The sequence below is a fragment of the Wolbachia endosymbiont of Diaphorina citri genome, assembly GCF_013096535.2.
Taxonomy (GTDB): domain Bacteria; phylum Pseudomonadota; class Alphaproteobacteria; order Rickettsiales; family Anaplasmataceae; genus Wolbachia.
Genome location: NZ_CP051265.2, coordinates 1,314,401 through 1,330,609 on the forward strand (window position 1 = coordinate 1,314,401; position 16,209 = coordinate 1,330,609).

Below are 16,209 nucleotides of genomic sequence, written 5' to 3' on the forward strand. Positions count from 1 at the left end.
GCTCTTCTGATCTTTCTGAATAAATTTCGAGTCAGGTATGCATAAATTCTATATAATTTTTATCCTATCACTACTAATTCGGTAAAATGGATCATATAGATATTATAAAGTCAAAATTATTGTTGTCCGACATAGTAGGAAAAAAAGTTAGGTTAATAAAAAGAGGAGATAGTTTTGTTGGACTCTGCCCATTTCATAACGAAAAAACTCCATCTTTTTCGGTCAGCAATATTAAGGGCTTATATTACTGTTTCGGTTGTTCAGCTCATGGTGATGCATTTGAGTTTATTTCACAAACTGAGGGCTTAAGTTTTAAGGAAGCGTTGGAAAAATTGGCATCTCTTGCAGGTATTGAGTTACCCAAAAACCTCAGCTTTGCTAAAGAAAACGACAAACTGTTTTCAGCACTGAATTTAGCTGCAAATTGGTTTACACAAAAAAATCAGGGCGTTGTAGATTATTTAAAGCAGCGTAAGATATCACCCAAAATTATAGATAAATTTAGAATAGGTTATGCACCAAGTTCTGGCTTGAAGGAATATTTGAACTCCTCTGGTATTAAAGACGAGATTTTGATCGATGTTGGGTTAATAAATAAGAATTCTCGTGATTATTTCTATGATCGGCTGATATTTCCTATACACAACATCACGGGCAAAGTTATTGGTTTTGGCGGACGTGCGCTGAACTCTGAGCAACAGCCGAAGTATCTAAACAGCCCAGAGAGTCAGCTCTTTAAGAAAAGAGAAAATTTATATGGATTAAACTTTGCTTTGAGTGAAATACGCAAAAAACAGCATCTATTTGTTGTTGAAGGATATATGGATGTAATAGCACTACATCAAGCGGGAATTAGCAATACAGTTGCTCCGCTTGGTACCGCAATTTCTGCAGAGCAGATAAAAAATCTTTGGAAACTTGCTAAAGAAATTTCTATCTGTATGGATGGCGATAGTCCTGGATGTCATGCTGCTATTCGAATTGCAGAACTTGTTCTGCCGATACTGGAGCCTGGATACACATTGAAGTTCGTGACTTTGCCAAGCAACAAGGACCCATACGATATATGCAATGAACTAGAATATAAGACGGAAGATGTACTATCCGCTTTTAACCGCTCAACAGAACTGCACTCTGAATATTTATGGCATCACATAATTGGTAGCAATTTGCAAAATTATGAAAAATTTGCTCCGGAAAAATATTCAATTCTTGAGCACAAATTCATGGAATATGTAAACGCTATCAGTAACATCAGCATTAAAAGGTATTATAGAGATTATTTTTATAAAAAAGTTAACGAACTGAGAAGTAGCTTTAAAAAGCAAATTTTTAAAAGTAGACTCAGAGAAACAAAAGGGGAGTATCTCTACGACAAATCTCCAGAATTAATTGAAGCAGAGCAAAATCAAGCTATAACTCTGCGTATAGTAATTGAGTTTCCCGAACTTTTAAACCAGCCTATATTTTTTGAGCAATTCTCCCATTTTGAATTTACTAATACAAAAATGAAAGGATTACAACAGCGTATAATTGATTTAACAAATAATCTAAGCGAACTCAGTAAAAAAGTTTTATTACAAGAATTAGAACAACTTGACGTTATAAAGTTTATACTTGAAAAAACTAATGTACTGAGTAGCCAATTAAACGAGAGAAAATCTGCAGAAACTGTCTTGAATAACATAGTATTACAGAAAGAATTGAATGTATTACAAGAAGAAAAAATTAAAGCAAGGCTGGGCGGTAATTTTGACTTAGAGGAAAGGCTAATAGAACAAATAAAGCAAATAGAGGATAGTATACAAGAAATGCAGATGGAGTTTATTCAAAAGTAGATGGCTTAAGATGTTCAAAATTATTAGAAAAACACTGTATTAGTAGTTGCTTAAAATAGCTTATTCTAGTATATTTCTGGTTTGTTCAACTACGATAAGTGTTTTCATTTCTTCCTCTTATTATCTTTCTAGCCTTATACCTTGGAAGTGGTATTTATTTTTCTTTTATCGGACTTGGTAATCCTCTTCATCAAATTTCACCGTTAGTTTGCTTATTACCAGCATTATTTTTTGCTATTCTATTCAATAAAAACAAAATTCAGCATAGCGTTGATACTCTTATAAAAGGTATGGGTAATAAAACTACTCTTACCGTGTGTTTGATTTTTCTCCTTGCTGGGGCATTTTCTACTGTTACTCAATCGCTTGGTAGTATAAATGTGATTGCTAGCTTAACTATTTGCTTTCTTCCAGCACAATTATTACTTCCTGGAATGTTTTTTATTTCTGCGTTTATTGCAAGTGCAATAGGCACATCAATCGGAGTTATTGCACTTATAACACCAATAGCTGTGAATCTAGCACAAAATGGAGCTTTTGATTGTGCAGTGGGCGTTGGAGCTGTGATAGGTGGGTCTATGTTTGGCAGCAACCTTTCAATGATATCTGACACTACTATTGCTGCTACTTCTTCACAAGGAGCTTCAGTAAAGGATAAACTAAAACTAACCCTAAAGACAGGATCTGTTACAGGTCTTATAATACTTACTTATCTAGTGATGATTTCAAATAGCACAGAAGTTGTTTCTCTCTCAAGTCTGAATTATTTATCCATAGTCAAAATTATCCCTTATATATCTTTAATAATTATGGGTTTATTTGAAATAAACACACTGGTAACATTAGCTGTTAATATGGTTGTTGCTGGAATATTAGGAATAGCTTTTTTTGATTATTCTATTATTGATTATTCTCATGATATATGTAGGGGTTTTAATAAGATGAATGAGGTAATGATATTTATTCTTTTCAGTAGTGGATTAAGCCACTTAATGTACGAATACAGTCAGAAAAAGATAGATAAATTCACCGATGAGGTGAATCTTACAAGAAGTCAAGCTGAACTTATGATTGCAGGAATATCATCTATGTTTACTATTTTGGTTTCCAGCAATATTGTTGCTATTTTATTAACTAGTAATATTGCGAAAAGACTTGCACAAAGATATAACATTTCACCACACCGTAGTGCGTATTTATTAGAGATATTTACTGCGATCACAAAAAGTATCTTACCTTATGGTTCTCAAATATTGCTAGCAAGCAGCATTGCCTCTCTTTCACCTATTGCTGTACTAACAAAAGTATATTATTGTTTTGTTTTTGCAGCAGTTGCAATAAGTGAAATAGTTATTAATGGCAGACGTCATGCGGTTGTAGCTCCTCAATTACCATAAACAACTCTTTCTGTAGCTTTGTGGAAATTATGCTAACTGATTATGCTGTAAAGTTGAGCAATATTAATATATAAATTAATCTGTTGTTGCTAAACTTTCATTTTCACAACTCATTTTTCTACAAATTTTCACTCAATTTGTTAATAAATTGACAATTATTACAATATTTGCTAAAATGTTTATATGTCAGTACCGTGCTTTCATAAAGATGTGGTATTAGTGGTATAATCAAAAATGTATAAAAATAGTGGAGAAACAAATGCCTGATTATTATGAAATATTAGGAGTAAAAAGAGATGCTACTCACGATGAGATAAAAAAAGCATATCACAAATTGGCACTTAAGCTTCATCCAGATAAATTGCATAAGGAAGCGCAAGAGTTAGATAGGTTAGAGAAAAAAAAGAAGGACGGAGAGCTACTATCACAGTCGGAAGAAGGTCAAATGGCTGAGCTTAAAGAGAAATTGGGAAAATTCAAGCAAATATCAGTAGCATACGAAATTTTATCTGATCAAACAAACAAAGCTCAGTACGATAGGGGAGAGAATGTTAGTCAACAAGCTTATGAGAGGGGGTCGTCATGGGAAAAAGAAATGAGAAAGTTTTTTGAAAAAGCAGATGAAATAGAAAAAGGAATACATAAGTTAAACAAAAAGGCACTTAAAACCGAGGAAAAAATGAATCAAGTGGAAATTTTCAACAAAATATATAATATATATTTTCGGAAATATTCCGAGTTAAGCAGAGAGCAAGCAGGAAAGCTACCCAAGGGGATTGAACAAACAAATGAGACAGGCGAAGCTAAAGAGACTGAAGGATTCGAAGAGGTTAAAAAAGTAGAACTCAAACCTGAGTATATAATCACTATTCTGGGATTGTTGGGAAAGATCGAGTCAGGCAACCTTGAAGATTGTAGCTCTATAATAAAAGAAGTTACCATTGACACTAATGACATTGTATATCTAGTGCAAATTGCTATTGCGTACGATCGTGTGGAAATTTTCAAGCTCTTTGAAGGAAGGATAGAAATATCACCAAATGACATCTTAAACTATGCTTATAAATACCAATCTGAAGAGTTTTTGAATTATTTTTTTAATAAGTACTTAGATAAATTAGATATCAACTATAAAGATGAAGAAGAAAATACAGCTTTACATCATGTATTAGAATGGTTTGTTTGTGGTGAATCGAAGAAATACCAAGATCTTGTCGAGTCACTTCTTAGTAAAGGTGCAAGGCTTGATGTTAAAAATAAAAAAGATAAAACTCCATTTGATCTCTTGGTTAATTATGCTCAACAATTTTTTTCTAAGGAAGAAGTAATAGAAAGATTGAATAATGTTTCAGCGTTGCTTAGTTGTTGTAAAATTTATGAGCTGAAGAAGCTAGAAGGTACTTCTGCGTTAAATGAACTGGTAGAATTTGCTGCCAAGTATCGTTTCGAAGGAATTTTCAACCTCTTGGCCAAAAATAACATACAGATTTCAAATTTAAGTGATAAAGACGGTAACACAGCTTTACATTATGCCTTAAAAGAGGTTGATTATGACCGTTATGAATACGAAAGTTTTGCTAGATTTCTTCTGAGTAAAGGTGCAAGGCTTGATGTTCAAAATAAAAAAGGTGAAACTCCATTTGATCTCTTAGTTGATTATGTTAATGAGTGTTCTGAGTGCGATAATGCTTTTGAGTTTTCTCAAGGGAAGAACAAACATAGAACTATGCGAAGCTTAGATTTAGTTGTGAGGTTACTTGGCAAACATAAAGTTATACCAGAAGGTCTAAATGGTACTCCTGAGTTGAATAGATTAGTAGATACTATTGTTGAATGTAACCATAAAGAAGCTCTAGATCTCCTAGTTGAAAATAACATAAAAATTTCAAGTATTACTTTAAAAAATATCGTTACAAGCGATTGCAATAAAAAGATTTTTGGTTGCTTTTTATATAGAAATAAAGTTGACTATCAAGATGAAGTTGGGAATACAGCTCTACATCATGCTTTAAGAAACTTGCACTCCGATAAGTCAATGCTTTGCAAAGTTGAATCACTTGTGAGTGCAGGTGCGAGATTTTATGTTAAAAATTACCAAGATGAAACTTCGTTTGATCTCTTGGTTGAATATGTTGAGAAGGGGTTTTATGGTCAAGCGTCAAGGTTAAGTTATGCTTGGAAGTTGTTTAACAAATGTGAAAATAAAGATGTACTAAAAGAGCTAAAATATAAAGATGGTACTCCTGCATTAGATAAACTAAAGGAACTTCATACTAAGTGTCGTAATATTTCTATCATAATTGCTTCTACGTTAGCAGTAGTTGGAGTTGCTTTAGGTGTAGCTATTGCAGTCTGTTCAGGAATGTTAGCGGTAGGGATAGGAATTGGAGTTTGTTGTCTTGTTGTTGCTGCAATCACATATCATTATAGTAGTCCCGCAAATTTACTTAAAGATAGCAATGCTGAAATTGTAGTTGATCAAACGCTAGCGGTAAAATGATAACTTAAGATCAGGAGAAATGGCAGATCAAGTTTGATGATATTAATTCAGTAATATATTTAGTAAAATCTAAAACTAAGGAAATTCTATACTTACAATTCTGTGAGATGCTGGTGGTATCTATCTTACTTTCTTGATAGGAATATAGATGACAAGAGATAGGCAATGGAATTACAAAGAGTTTGCAAATATTAGTTATTATTTGTAGAATATAGAGAAATTAGTAGAGATTTTAATAGTATGCCATCCGTTACTTTTATTTTACCTGATGGAAGTAAGAAAAGTTATGAAGCTGCAGAGGGAGAAACTCTTCTTAATTTAGCCCATAGAGGTGATCCAGATCTGCTTGAAGGTGCATGTGAAGGTTCTCTTGCTTGCTCTACATGCCATGTGATTGTTGATCCAAAATTTTATGATGTTGTAGAAACACATAATCCTATATCTGATGAGGAGAATGACATGCTGGATCTAGCTTTCGGTTTAACAGAGACATCGAGGCTTGGATGCCAAATAAAAATCACAAAAGATATTGACGGTTTGTGCGTAACCGTGCCCAGAGGTACAAGAAATATATCATTAGATAAGTAAGAGGATCATGCGTAAAATTTTTGTCTATATTCTCATCTCCTTACCTTTGTTTATTCCTCTAGCGTATAGTGGTTTTTGGTATTTTTCTGCATTTAAGGTAAAAAGTCTTTTAACTGATTACATTAATGACGAAAAAGTTGATATTTCACATGATTTTAAGGGATTTCCTTTTAACCTAGTTTTTCGTGTAACGAATCCAAAATTTTCTAATGAGCAATTAACTGTTTCATCTGAAGCTTTAGTGATAAAAAACAGATTATTTGATAAGTCAGTATATATCTATATACCGAGCAATAAAGTAAATATTGCTGTCCGTAGTGATGAGAAAAAGAATATAAAGTGTCACACACACGTGAGTAGCCACTTTGTTGTTAAACTAAATGATTTACTATCTTCATTAAAATTCAACAGGAATAGCACTGTAATAGACTATATAGATACATTTCGTTACGAAGATTATGGATTAAAATGTGATGTTTTAGAAAATCAGCAAAGTGTTATAACCGAAGTGAATGATAAAAGTAATTACATTCAATTTCACTTTGATAAAGAACTGAATGAAAATACTAAACTAGAATTTGATTTTTATACTTACCGTTATAAACATACTGCAAGTCCTGAAAATTACCTTAGTGTCGACGCTAAATTAGATTATGAATTTGTAAACCATATTTCAGCTTCTAAGATTAATTTCAACATAGAAAAATTTTTGATTGAGAGTAATAACTTTTCTATTGCTGCGAATGGTGGAGTAACTAATTACAATTTAGTTACATCTTCATTTGAAGATAAAATTAATGTAGCCATATCAAATTATAAAGAATTAATTTCGTTTGTGACTAATGATTCAAAGACTGCAGATAAATTGGAAAAATCAATATCTTCCTTATCAGAAAAAATCACTAATAACGACATTCAATTTTCAATAAAGTACGACAATAATGTAGGTTCAGGCTTTATTGGAAAATTATCCACTACTGATTTTATCACTCAATTCACCAAGAATGAGAATAGTAATTAGCTTACTTTTTACATTGATATTCCATTTAAGCATAAATGCTTTTACTTTGGATGATAAACTAAGAGACGAAAGCATGGAAGAGCGAGCAAGTAGCTTATTTGCAGTAATAAAGTGTCCAGTATGCTCTGGTGAATTATTATCCGAATCTGAGTCTCAAGTTGCATATGGTATGCGTAAGACAATTCGCAAGAAGATCAGTGATGGATATACTAATGAGCAAATAGTTTCAGAGTTAAAAAATTCTTATGGAGATTCAATTATCATTGTACCACCTGTAAAATCTAGTACCTACATTTTATGGTTTATTCCTTTTATAATTCTTCTTATTGGATGTTTTCTAATACGAAAATCAGTTCAGAAAATAGATAAAGTAGTAAAAAGATAACTATAGAGTAAAAGTGAGTTTACAACAAATGCAAGTAGCTACTATACGAACATTTGAGTTTAGATCAAAGATTGTAAGGTTAAATCTTCCATCCAAATAACCACGCACTCTACCTGCTTATCTGGGTAGACTTCTTGCACTAAGGTTTTATAGATCAACATTTGCTTTTTTATTTCATTTGATGAGGAAATAGAAACGTTATGGTGTGATTTATAGTCAATTATGATTGATTTGTCTTCTGTTATGCACAGTCTGTCTAGCCGCACTAATACTGGTTTTCCGTCAATTGTTCCACTAAGTGGAATTTCTGATTTGCCCTCCAAGTCGAACAGGTAATCATATTTTTCATTAAAGGTTAATATTTTGCTGTAAATTTCATCCTTATCTTCACTAGTGTTTATGCTATCAAGATATTTCCTAACCCAATTTTTTCTCCTGTCTTTCTCTATCTTGGGCATATATTGCAATATACTGTGAATTATTAAGCCTCTTGCATAGCTGTCTGTCGTCCCAATGCTCCTTTTTGTCATTCCAGCATTCTCATCTGTCATCCCAGTGCTTGACACTGGCTTTTTTTCTCCAGGTTCCAGCGTTACGTGCTGCAATGACATTGATAGGTTTGATGGAGGTGAAATCACTGGAACATCAAAATAATCACGTTTTTTATAAATAGAAGGGTAGTTTGCATTCATGCATAGCACTTCAACTTTTTCTTTAAATATCGGCTGTAAGTATAGTTTTTTCCTCTCATATAATGCTCCATATTGAATAACTAGATCATACCAAGAGCCCTTTTGCACTGGCTCTTTGCCTAAAATATATAACTCATCTTCAGCACGCGTGAGTGCCACGTATAGCAAACGCAAATATTCGTTATAATCCTCTAATTTTTTCTCTCTTTTTACTTGATTACAATAAGCATTATTATTTTTGCCACACCAAAATGGTGCTTCCGTTGCATCAAACAAAATACTTTCGCTGTTTCTTGGCACTGTATTTGTGTCAACTAAAAACACTATTGGAGCTTGTAGACCTTTTGATTTATGAATTGTCATTATTCGTACAGCATTGCGTTCTGATTGCATATCATTTTTAATCTCAGGATTATTTTCTTTGATCCACTGAACAAATGCTTGAAGAGAGGGGTGCTCAAATTGCAATACGAGATTCATAAATTCGTCTAGGACCTCGAAGCACTCAAGACCTAGCCTTGCAGCAAATTTCTTCTTGCCTGTGCGCAATATATGCGTGAATAGTGTAAGTGGGGATTCTGTCTGAGATAAGTTAATCAGATAGTTTAATTCATTAGAGATAATCTCCTGATAATCTTGAAGTTTTTCCCACAACGACTGTTCTTTACGATTATATGCAATATTGAATAAATCGTCCTCAGTGAAGTTAAATAGCGGTGATTTTAAAGCATTTGCGAGAGCTAGATCATTTGTTGGAAGAAGCAAAAATTCGGCTAAAGCTATTAAGTCCTGCACAGCTATGTAATCCATAATTCTAAAATAATCTCGGCCTATAACTGGTACATTTACTTTTTTTAACTCACTTATTATGTAATCAACTAACACATTTCGCTGCCGTACCAAAATCATAATATCCCTTGGTTCTATATGACGATCTTTGGCGACTAAAATACGCCCTTCGTTTAACCAATTGTGAATTTTGCGAGCTATTGCCTGAGCAAGTAATCGATCTGCTATGACATAATCTTTTCTGTGTGTTAATTGTAAGGCTTGCTGCTCTTCCTCTTTATAACTTGGCAATAACGGCCAAATTTCAATGTATCCTTGATCATTTTCTCTATGTGGAATATGTTTTATCTCGTTATCATCGAAAGATATTTCTTCACGAAAATTGTTGAATATTTTGTCTACAAGCATCAAAACTTCTGGAGTTGAGCGAAATGACTTTTCAAGTTGACATGATATCCAATCTCTATCACCAGTTTTTGTGTGAAAATACTGCTGCATGTAATTAAATAGATGGGGATTTGCTCCTTGAAATCTGTAAATGGATTGTTTTACATCGCCAACAACGAATAAGGTTCTCTTTTCGTCACCACCGGTAAAAAATTCACTGCAGAGATTTGTTATAATTTTCCATTGACTGATACTATTGTCTTGCGCCTCATCAACAAGAATGTGGTCTATTTTTTGGTCTAGATTAAATAATATCCAATCTTTATAGCCTGGATTGCTAAGGAGATTTGTTGCTAAATTGATGATATCATCATAGTCAAGCAGTGCATTCTTTGATTTTTCATTGTTATATAGATCAACATATACTTTAAATATACCAAGCAAACTACTGGTTCTTCTGAATATTTGATAAGAATTTATGTCCTTTACATGGGTAGACAATGCATTTTGAATGCTTTCTATCATTTGCTCTGCGTCTTCAAATTTTTCCAAAGTACCCTTTGTTATAATGGATGATATGCTCTTTTTTTCGTACGATTCTGATTTGAGAAATACTTTAGCTAAGTTCTCTATCTTGGTGTTATTCAACTTTATTCTGGTGTCATCCAAGTAGCTAACACTGGGATCTACTAGGCCTGGTGTCATTCCAACTGGAATCCACATATTTTCTTTCTGGATTCCAGTTGGGATGACAGTAGCATAAAGTATCGCACTGTAACTTTGATCTCTTTTGCTGCCCTCACTTAATATTTTAGTTAATCTTTTTATCTGCTCAATCGTTTCACTCTGTAAATCGTGAATCTTATCTGGGGTACTTAGTTTATCTTTGATATACCCTAAATTATTTTCTAGAGCTGATCTCTTTACACATAAGGTATAGAGCAAATCACTCAGCTTGTTTTCATCAATTTCAGATGCAATGATATTTATATCGTCCTGCACAGTTTCATTATGAAGCGTTTTTTCAAATACGGTGGAATGCAATTCTTTACATTCGCTCAACGTACAATTTGGAGCGATACCAGTTTCTGTAGGAAAGCTGGAGATTAATTTGTAACAAAAGGCGTGTATAGTTTGAATAGTAAGACCAAGATTTTCCAATTCAGAAAAAAGCCTTCTTGCTCTTGTTAAATAATCTTTATTTTCTCTGGTCACGCACTGGGCTAATTGTTCTAAATCTGTGACCAATATACCCTCTGGACATATTGCCCACTTACTAAGTGTACTGTAAATGCGATCCTCCATTTCATTTGCTGCAGCATTGGTAAATGTTAAGCAGAGAATATTTCTCTTATTCTCTAATAGAAGTCTTAATACTCTGTCTATTAAGATTTTTGTTTTACCTGTACCAGCTGATGCACTTACCCATACAGAGAAGTTAGGATTTATGGCATTTGATCTCATTAGGAGTGTATAAAGTTTGACTGAAGTGGCATTTCAAGTATAGTAAATAAGATAGTGTTAGTGAAGATATACAGATGGAAAGTTTTTGTGTAAAGGCTCCTGCAAAGATCAATCTTTTTTTACATATTATAAATAGAGAAGAAAGAGGGTATCATTTAATTGAAAGTTTGGTTGTCTTTGCTAAACTTTTTAATTTTTTAGAGATAAAAGTAGGAGAAAAAAACTTTAGATATGATAACTCTACAGTTCAATTTGTAAACTCTGAGTTTAAAATAAATTATCGATATAATACTATAACGAAAGCATTGAGTCTACTGCTTAGGTACGCTCCTATACGAACTAAAGTCACTGTAAAGGTTATAAAAAATGTACCAATTGCTGCAGGATTTGGTAGTGGTTCCTCAGATGCTGGAGCTGTGATACGCACGCTAGGAGAGCTGTGGGATATTGATAGGCAAATTTTAAATGATATAGCTTTAAGCGTTGGTGCTGATGTGCCTGCAAGTGTAGATAGTAAGCCAGTTTTTGTTGGAGGTGTTGGTGAGGAATTATGTCCCATTAAACAATGCTCTTTACCCATAAGTCTGGTACTTGTGAAACCAAAAAAAAAGTTTTTGAATACATCAGAAGTATTTTCCAAGTATAAAGAGGATTTCTCTAATCCAATTAAGTGGAGTGATAACACTGAGGAGAATTTGTTAGAGCTTCTTAAAGAGACAAAAAATGACCTGCAAGAAGCAGCAATAAGTCTTGTACCTGAAATTCAGAATGTAATATCAACACTAGAGTCACAAAAAGGCTCTATACTTTCTCGTATGTCAGGTAGTGGTGTAGGGTGTTTTGGAATGTTTGATAGTGAAGAAAGTGCAAAAGCTGCAGCGGCAAATATCAAAAAGGAATATCCAGAATGGTGGGTGTGCGACACGGAATTAATAGTTTGATTTATGCCCTTAATTTCCAAGAAGAAAAATCTTATAGATGGTTACAGGGAAGAAAGATTTTGGGTAAATAATCAAGAATATCATGGCTCAATTATAATTTTTCCTGAAAAGGTGATTAAATTGAAAGAAAGTGATATAAATAACAAGGAGTATTTTAAATCTTTTTTAACAGAGGAAATAGAGATTTTGATAATAGGTACTGGTAAGATACGCGATTGTTCAATGAAATCTTATCTTATGGAGCAAAAGAATTTAAATTTTGAATTTATGACGACGGGTTCTGCATGCAGAACCCATAACGTTTTAATATCTGAAGATAGGTTTGTTGTCAGTTATCTGATAGCATGTTAGAGATATTTACACAGAGTTTTTTTATAAACAGTCTAATTGCGGTAATTATGATTAGCCTAGTAACAGGAGCTCTGGGGTCATTTATGATATGGCAAAGGTTATCGTATTTGGGTGATAGTTTGTCCCATTCTTCATTGCTTGGTATTGCACTTGCTTTAATCTTTAATATCAGCCCATCGGTAAGTATAATGCTCATTGCAATTATGTTTGCTATACTACTTTCTCTTAATTTTAACAAATTATATTCTGCTGATACGATATTGAATATAGTTACCAATGTAGTTTTATCATCGAGTTTAATACTTATGTCTTTTCTTCCATCAGGTAATAATAGTATTATTAGCTCATTGTTTGGCGATATATTAATGATCGACCGAAGTGATATAATATCAATTTTTCTAACCTCCGTAATAGTTACTTTGATATTAATATTTAGATGGCGCTATTGGCTGATGATTTCGATTAATCAAGATTTGGCAACAGTTGAGAAAGTAAATGTTAATTTTGTTAGGCTAGAATTTTTGATTATACTCGCTATCTTTATTGCAATTTCTGCTCAATTAATAGGAATATTACTCATTGCTGCATTTTTGTTAATACCTGCTGCATCAGCAAGACTCATTTCAAAAACTCCAATGCAAATGATTATTGTTGCAACAGTTTTTTCTGTGATTTCTGGAGTATCAGGTTTGATATTATCTGCAAGTTTTGACTTATTAACTGGACCTGCAATTATACTTATCGCAGCTGTGTATTTAATCATTGCTTATTTTATAAGATTGGTGTTAAGTAGATCGACTTAATTTTGGTCTTGGAAGTTCATAATTCATTAACAAATGAGTGTAACTATCTGAGCATAATGTAGTTTTTGCTACGTTGTTTTTATGTGCTAATTGTTAATTTGTGGAGTGAAAGATATGGCCGAAGGATTTTTTTCTAGATATATAGGACAGCCTATAAAAAATTTTTATAATTATGTTACGGGAAAGAAAGAAGTCTCTGATGATATGCAGAATACAGCAAATCAAGAAAGCTCAGAATTGTTGGAAACTGATGTGCAATCAAATGATGTACCACCAAGTAGTGATAATATAATATAGATGGCATGAGAATCACGCCATCTAAAGTTAAAAAATTCCTTGAGAAACCCGATACTTTAAGTGGTGTATTAATTCATGGAAGTGACAATAGTAAGGTCGATATTTTTGTACAGGAAATAATTGCCAACTTGAATGAGTATTCAGTTCAGGTGATGGATTTTGCAATAGTGAATAAATCGCCTGGCTTGTTATTTTCCGAGTTGGCAAACATTTCGATGTTTACTAAGAAAAGGTTAGTTAAGCTGATAAATGTCAGTGGAAGTATATCTAAAGAGTTAAGAAACATATTGGATCATAATATAGGTGATCATTATATAGTAATGATAGCAAATGATCTTCCATATAGTTCTACAACTAAAAGTTATATGGAAAGCTCAAAAATTTTCGGTGTCATTACCTGCTATAAGGACAGCGGTAGTAATCTTTGTGATATTATATCAAGTTACTTGAAACAAAATGATATAGAGTGCACAAGTGAGATAATCTACCACTTGCAGTCTTATTTTAATCATAGCAAACTGCCTATATATTCAGAGCTTGAAAAATTAGTTTTATATCTAGGAAAAAGAAAAGATCTTAAACTTGCTGATATAGATCTATGCTTTTCAACCTCCGGCAATGATTATGTTACACTTGATAATCTGTGCTCTGCAATAGTGAGTAAAGACATGGGACAATTCATCAAAATTTCCGATGTATTGATATTACAAGAGAATTTTTCACCGATAGCATTAATCCGTATTATATCAAATTATTTTCTACGGCTAGAAAGCGTTTTGCTGTTAATACAAAATGGAATGAATGAACAAGCTGCAATTGACCAGCTGAGTCCTCCATTGTTCTTCAAACAATTGCAGAGTTTTAAATCTCATTTGAAAAGTTTGCAACTTTCAGAACTTAAGAAGATCTTAGAAAATTTGATGAGCTTGGAAGTGACTTGTAAAAGAACTGACTTGGACCATAAAATGATCTTTCAGCATGAGATTAACTATTGGTGTTATTCGTTCAGCAGAGTAGTAAAATAAGGTAGACGAGAAAAAACAACTAAATGTTGTCATGAAAGTAGCTGACACTGGGATCCAGAAATATGGGATATGTGTAGAAGTTATTTTAAAATACAACGTTTTGGCAAGATTATGGATTCCAGTGTCAAGCACTGGAATGACAGGAGCAGAAACTGGAATGACAAGAAATCTAATATTTTCACATTTCCTGAACAATTCTTATTGGTGTCATTCAAATACATTCGGTACATTTAAACCTTTTGTATGATTTTCTTCTAACCTTGCAACAATGCTCTCTCTACCGATAAAAATTAATAATTTAGCGAGTTCTGGACCTGTTTCTGTTCCTGTTAAAGCGAGGCGCAACTGCATAAATAGATCTTTTGCCTTTATATCAATTGTCTGTCGAATATTTTTAACCCACTCTGATAATGTGTTTTCATTACAATCACCTTGAGGTAATGTGCTTAGCGCTATTTTTATAAACTCTTTATTAAGAACCACAGGTTCTATACCAAATTTGCATATTTTCCACCATTTGGCCACCTCAGAAAACTTTTCTATATTACTCCTTATAAAATACCAAAACTCTGAGCCAATTTGACTTAAACGATCTTGCACCATTTCAAATGGCATTTGTTGCAGCACTTTGCTATTTAGCTTATACATTTCACTCAAGCTGAATTGTGCAGATGCTGAGCTAAATTTTTTAATATCAAATGAGTTAATTAAAGACTGCATATCAACATGAGCTTCTATCGGATCAGATGTGCCAAGTTTTGCTAAATAGCTAGTTAGCGCCATTGGCTCAATCTCATCTTCTCTTATGGACTTAATATCCAACCCACCTTTCCGTTTCGATATCTTGCTATCATCAAAATGTAGTAGGGGAAGGTGAGCAAATATAGGAATTTTCGCTTTTAATGCTTTAATAATTTGGATCTGAACTGCGGTATTAGTTACATGATCTTCCCCGCGTACAACATGGGTTACATTAAAGTCAACATCATCAACAACAGAAGGTAACATGTATGTATAAATTCCATCTTCTCTTTTTACCACAGGATCGCTAATGTGAATTGTTGCAATATTTATTTCACCTTTAACTTCATCATTCCATTTTACAATTTCGTTTCTATTCAATTTAAATCTGAAATGTGGTTTTCGTCCTTCTTGCTCATAACGAATTTTCTCTTGCTCAGTTAGAAGCAACGCACCTCTATCGTAAACAGGGGGAAGACCTTGTTTTAATTGCAATTTTCGTTTAGTGTCTAATTCTTCTCTTGTTTCATAACATGCATAAATATGACCTTCTTTCATTAACTGTAAGAACACCTCGTTATAGCTCTCAAAACGCTCTGATTGCTTAAAACTTGAATTCCAATTTATGCCAATCCATTTTAGGTCTTCTATGATATTATCTACATATTTGATATCTGAACGCTCAAGATCAGTATCATCAAAACGTAGTAAAAATTTTCCGTTTTGATTACGTGTGTACATCCAACAAATGAGTGCAGTGCGTATGTTTCCTACATGTAGGTAGCCAGTTGGGCTTGGAGCGAATCTTGTTAGCATTTAAATGATTACTTTAGTTTATTTTAATTTTATATAAATGTACTGCTAAAGCAAGATTCTTCTTTGTCTTGGTGTTAGTTGCTACAAAGTACAGCGAACATGAAACCTTTTTGTTAGAGTTCCATGATCTGCCTAAAATACTCTGAAAGCACGGCTTTAGTTATTTACTCTAAA

Annotated in this window: 13 protein-coding genes and 1 pseudogene; 12 read left to right on the top strand and 2 right to left on the bottom strand. The window is 33.1% G+C overall.

Features of this window, described 5'->3' with window-relative positions; all coding sequences use genetic code 11:
• Positions 1-86: 86 nt before the first annotated feature.
• The 7 genes and pseudogenes from dnaG (at position 87) to HGO49_RS06235 (ending at position 7,729) form a co-directional block, all read left to right on the top strand.
• The gene (gene dnaG, locus HGO49_RS06210) at positions 87-1,838 is read left to right on the top strand and encodes a DNA primase (RefSeq protein WP_017532642.1); all 1,752 of its coding nucleotides are present in this window, start codon (positions 87-89) and stop codon (positions 1,836-1,838) included.
• A gap of 98 nt (positions 1,839-1,936) precedes the next feature.
• Positions 1,937-3,235, top strand: coding sequence for a Na+/H+ antiporter NhaC family protein (locus HGO49_RS06215; RefSeq protein ID WP_017532641.1), 1,299 nt, complete (start codon positions 1,937-1,939; stop codon positions 3,233-3,235).
• Between the two features lie 259 nt (positions 3,236-3,494).
• A pseudogene (locus HGO49_RS07390) lies at positions 3,495-3,776 on the top strand (DnaJ domain-containing protein); the annotation flags it as partial.
• Positions 3,777-3,914: 138 nt separating this feature from the next.
• Complete coding sequence (locus HGO49_RS06220) at positions 3,915-5,735, top strand: ankyrin repeat domain-containing protein (RefSeq protein ID WP_237398591.1); 1,821 nt, start codon at positions 3,915-3,917, stop codon at positions 5,733-5,735.
• 240 nt (positions 5,736-5,975) lie between these two features.
• Complete coding sequence (locus HGO49_RS06225) at positions 5,976-6,323, top strand: ferredoxin family 2Fe-2S iron-sulfur cluster binding protein (RefSeq protein ID WP_017532639.1); 348 nt, start codon at positions 5,976-5,978, stop codon at positions 6,321-6,323.
• 7 nt (positions 6,324-6,330) lie between these two features.
• Complete coding sequence (locus tag HGO49_RS06230) at positions 6,331-7,344, top strand: hypothetical protein (protein WP_017532638.1); 1,014 nt, start codon at positions 6,331-6,333, stop codon at positions 7,342-7,344.
• The gene (locus tag HGO49_RS06235; RefSeq protein ID WP_010401557.1) at positions 7,328-7,729 is read left to right on the top strand and encodes a cytochrome c-type biogenesis protein; all 402 of its coding nucleotides are present in this window, start codon (positions 7,328-7,330) and stop codon (positions 7,727-7,729) included. The genes HGO49_RS06230 and HGO49_RS06235 overlap by 17 nt, the downstream gene beginning before the upstream one ends.
• A 59-nt stretch (positions 7,730-7,788) precedes the next feature.
• Here HGO49_RS06235 and HGO49_RS06240 read toward each other — a convergent pair whose 3' ends face one another.
• The gene (locus HGO49_RS06240) at positions 7,789-11,061 is read right to left on the bottom strand and encodes a UvrD-helicase domain-containing protein (protein WP_017532637.1); all 3,273 of its coding nucleotides are present in this window, start codon (positions 11,059-11,061) and stop codon (positions 7,789-7,791) included.
• A gap of 74 nt (positions 11,062-11,135) precedes the next feature.
• Between HGO49_RS06240 and HGO49_RS06245 the strand changes: the two genes are divergently transcribed.
• From HGO49_RS06245 to holA, 5 genes are all read left to right on the top strand, one after another.
• The gene (locus tag HGO49_RS06245) at positions 11,136-12,002 is read left to right on the top strand and encodes a 4-(cytidine 5'-diphospho)-2-C-methyl-D-erythritol kinase (protein ID WP_017532636.1); all 867 of its coding nucleotides are present in this window, start codon (positions 11,136-11,138) and stop codon (positions 12,000-12,002) included.
• Between the two features lie 3 nt (positions 12,003-12,005).
• Positions 12,006-12,353: an Mth938-like domain-containing protein gene (locus HGO49_RS06250; RefSeq protein WP_017532635.1), complete on the top strand. Its 348-nt coding sequence runs from the start codon at positions 12,006-12,008 to the stop codon at positions 12,351-12,353.
• Positions 12,347-13,156, top strand: a complete 810-nt coding sequence (locus HGO49_RS06255; protein ID WP_017532634.1) for a metal ABC transporter permease — start codon at positions 12,347-12,349, stop codon at positions 13,154-13,156. Before HGO49_RS06250 ends, HGO49_RS06255 begins: the two co-directional genes overlap by 7 nt.
• A 114-nt stretch (positions 13,157-13,270) precedes the next feature.
• Positions 13,271-13,453 (top strand): hypothetical protein, encoded by a 183-nt coding sequence (locus tag HGO49_RS06260; RefSeq protein ID WP_015588477.1) that lies wholly within the window; start codon positions 13,271-13,273, stop codon positions 13,451-13,453.
• A gap of 5 nt (positions 13,454-13,458) precedes the next feature.
• Positions 13,459-14,478, top strand: coding sequence for a DNA polymerase III subunit delta (gene holA / locus HGO49_RS06265; RefSeq protein WP_017532633.1), 1,020 nt, complete (start codon positions 13,459-13,461; stop codon positions 14,476-14,478).
• Between the two features lie 207 nt (positions 14,479-14,685).
• Here holA and gltX read toward each other — a convergent pair whose 3' ends face one another.
• Complete coding sequence (gene gltX, locus HGO49_RS06270) at positions 14,686-16,035, bottom strand: glutamate--tRNA ligase (RefSeq protein WP_017532632.1); 1,350 nt, start codon at positions 16,033-16,035, stop codon at positions 14,686-14,688.
• Between the last annotated feature and the right edge of the window lie 174 nt (positions 16,036-16,209).

Bases quoted from the DNA above. Each gene is read 5' to 3' on its own strand.
- HGO49_RS06235 (WP_010401557.1), top strand. From the start codon at position 7,328: ATGAGAATAGTAATTAGCTTACTTTTTACATTGATATTCCATTTAAGC.
- HGO49_RS06230 (WP_017532638.1), top strand. From the start codon at position 6,331: ATGCGTAAAATTTTTGTCTATATTCTCATCTCCTTACCTTTGTTTATT.
- HGO49_RS06220 (WP_237398591.1), top strand. From the start codon at position 3,915: ATGAATCAAGTGGAAATTTTCAACAAAATATATAATATATATTTTCGG.
- holA (WP_017532633.1), top strand. From the start codon at position 13,459: ATGAGAATCACGCCATCTAAAGTTAAAAAATTCCTTGAGAAACCCGAT.
- HGO49_RS06255 (WP_017532634.1), top strand. From the start codon at position 12,347: ATGTTAGAGATATTTACACAGAGTTTTTTTATAAACAGTCTAATTGCG.
- HGO49_RS06250 (WP_017532635.1), top strand. From the start codon at position 12,006: ATGCCCTTAATTTCCAAGAAGAAAAATCTTATAGATGGTTACAGGGAA.
- HGO49_RS06260 (WP_015588477.1), top strand. From the start codon at position 13,271: ATGGCCGAAGGATTTTTTTCTAGATATATAGGACAGCCTATAAAAAAT.
- HGO49_RS06225 (WP_017532639.1), top strand. From the start codon at position 5,976: ATGCCATCCGTTACTTTTATTTTACCTGATGGAAGTAAGAAAAGTTAT.
- gltX (WP_017532632.1), bottom strand. From the start codon at position 16,035: ATGCTAACAAGATTCGCTCCAAGCCCAACTGGCTACCTACATGTAGGA.
- dnaG (WP_017532642.1), top strand. From the start codon at position 87: ATGGATCATATAGATATTATAAAGTCAAAATTATTGTTGTCCGACATA.
- HGO49_RS06245 (WP_017532636.1), top strand. From the start codon at position 11,136: ATGGAAAGTTTTTGTGTAAAGGCTCCTGCAAAGATCAATCTTTTTTTA.
- HGO49_RS06240 (WP_017532637.1), bottom strand. From the start codon at position 11,061: ATGAGATCAAATGCCATAAATCCTAACTTCTCTGTATGGGTAAGTGCA.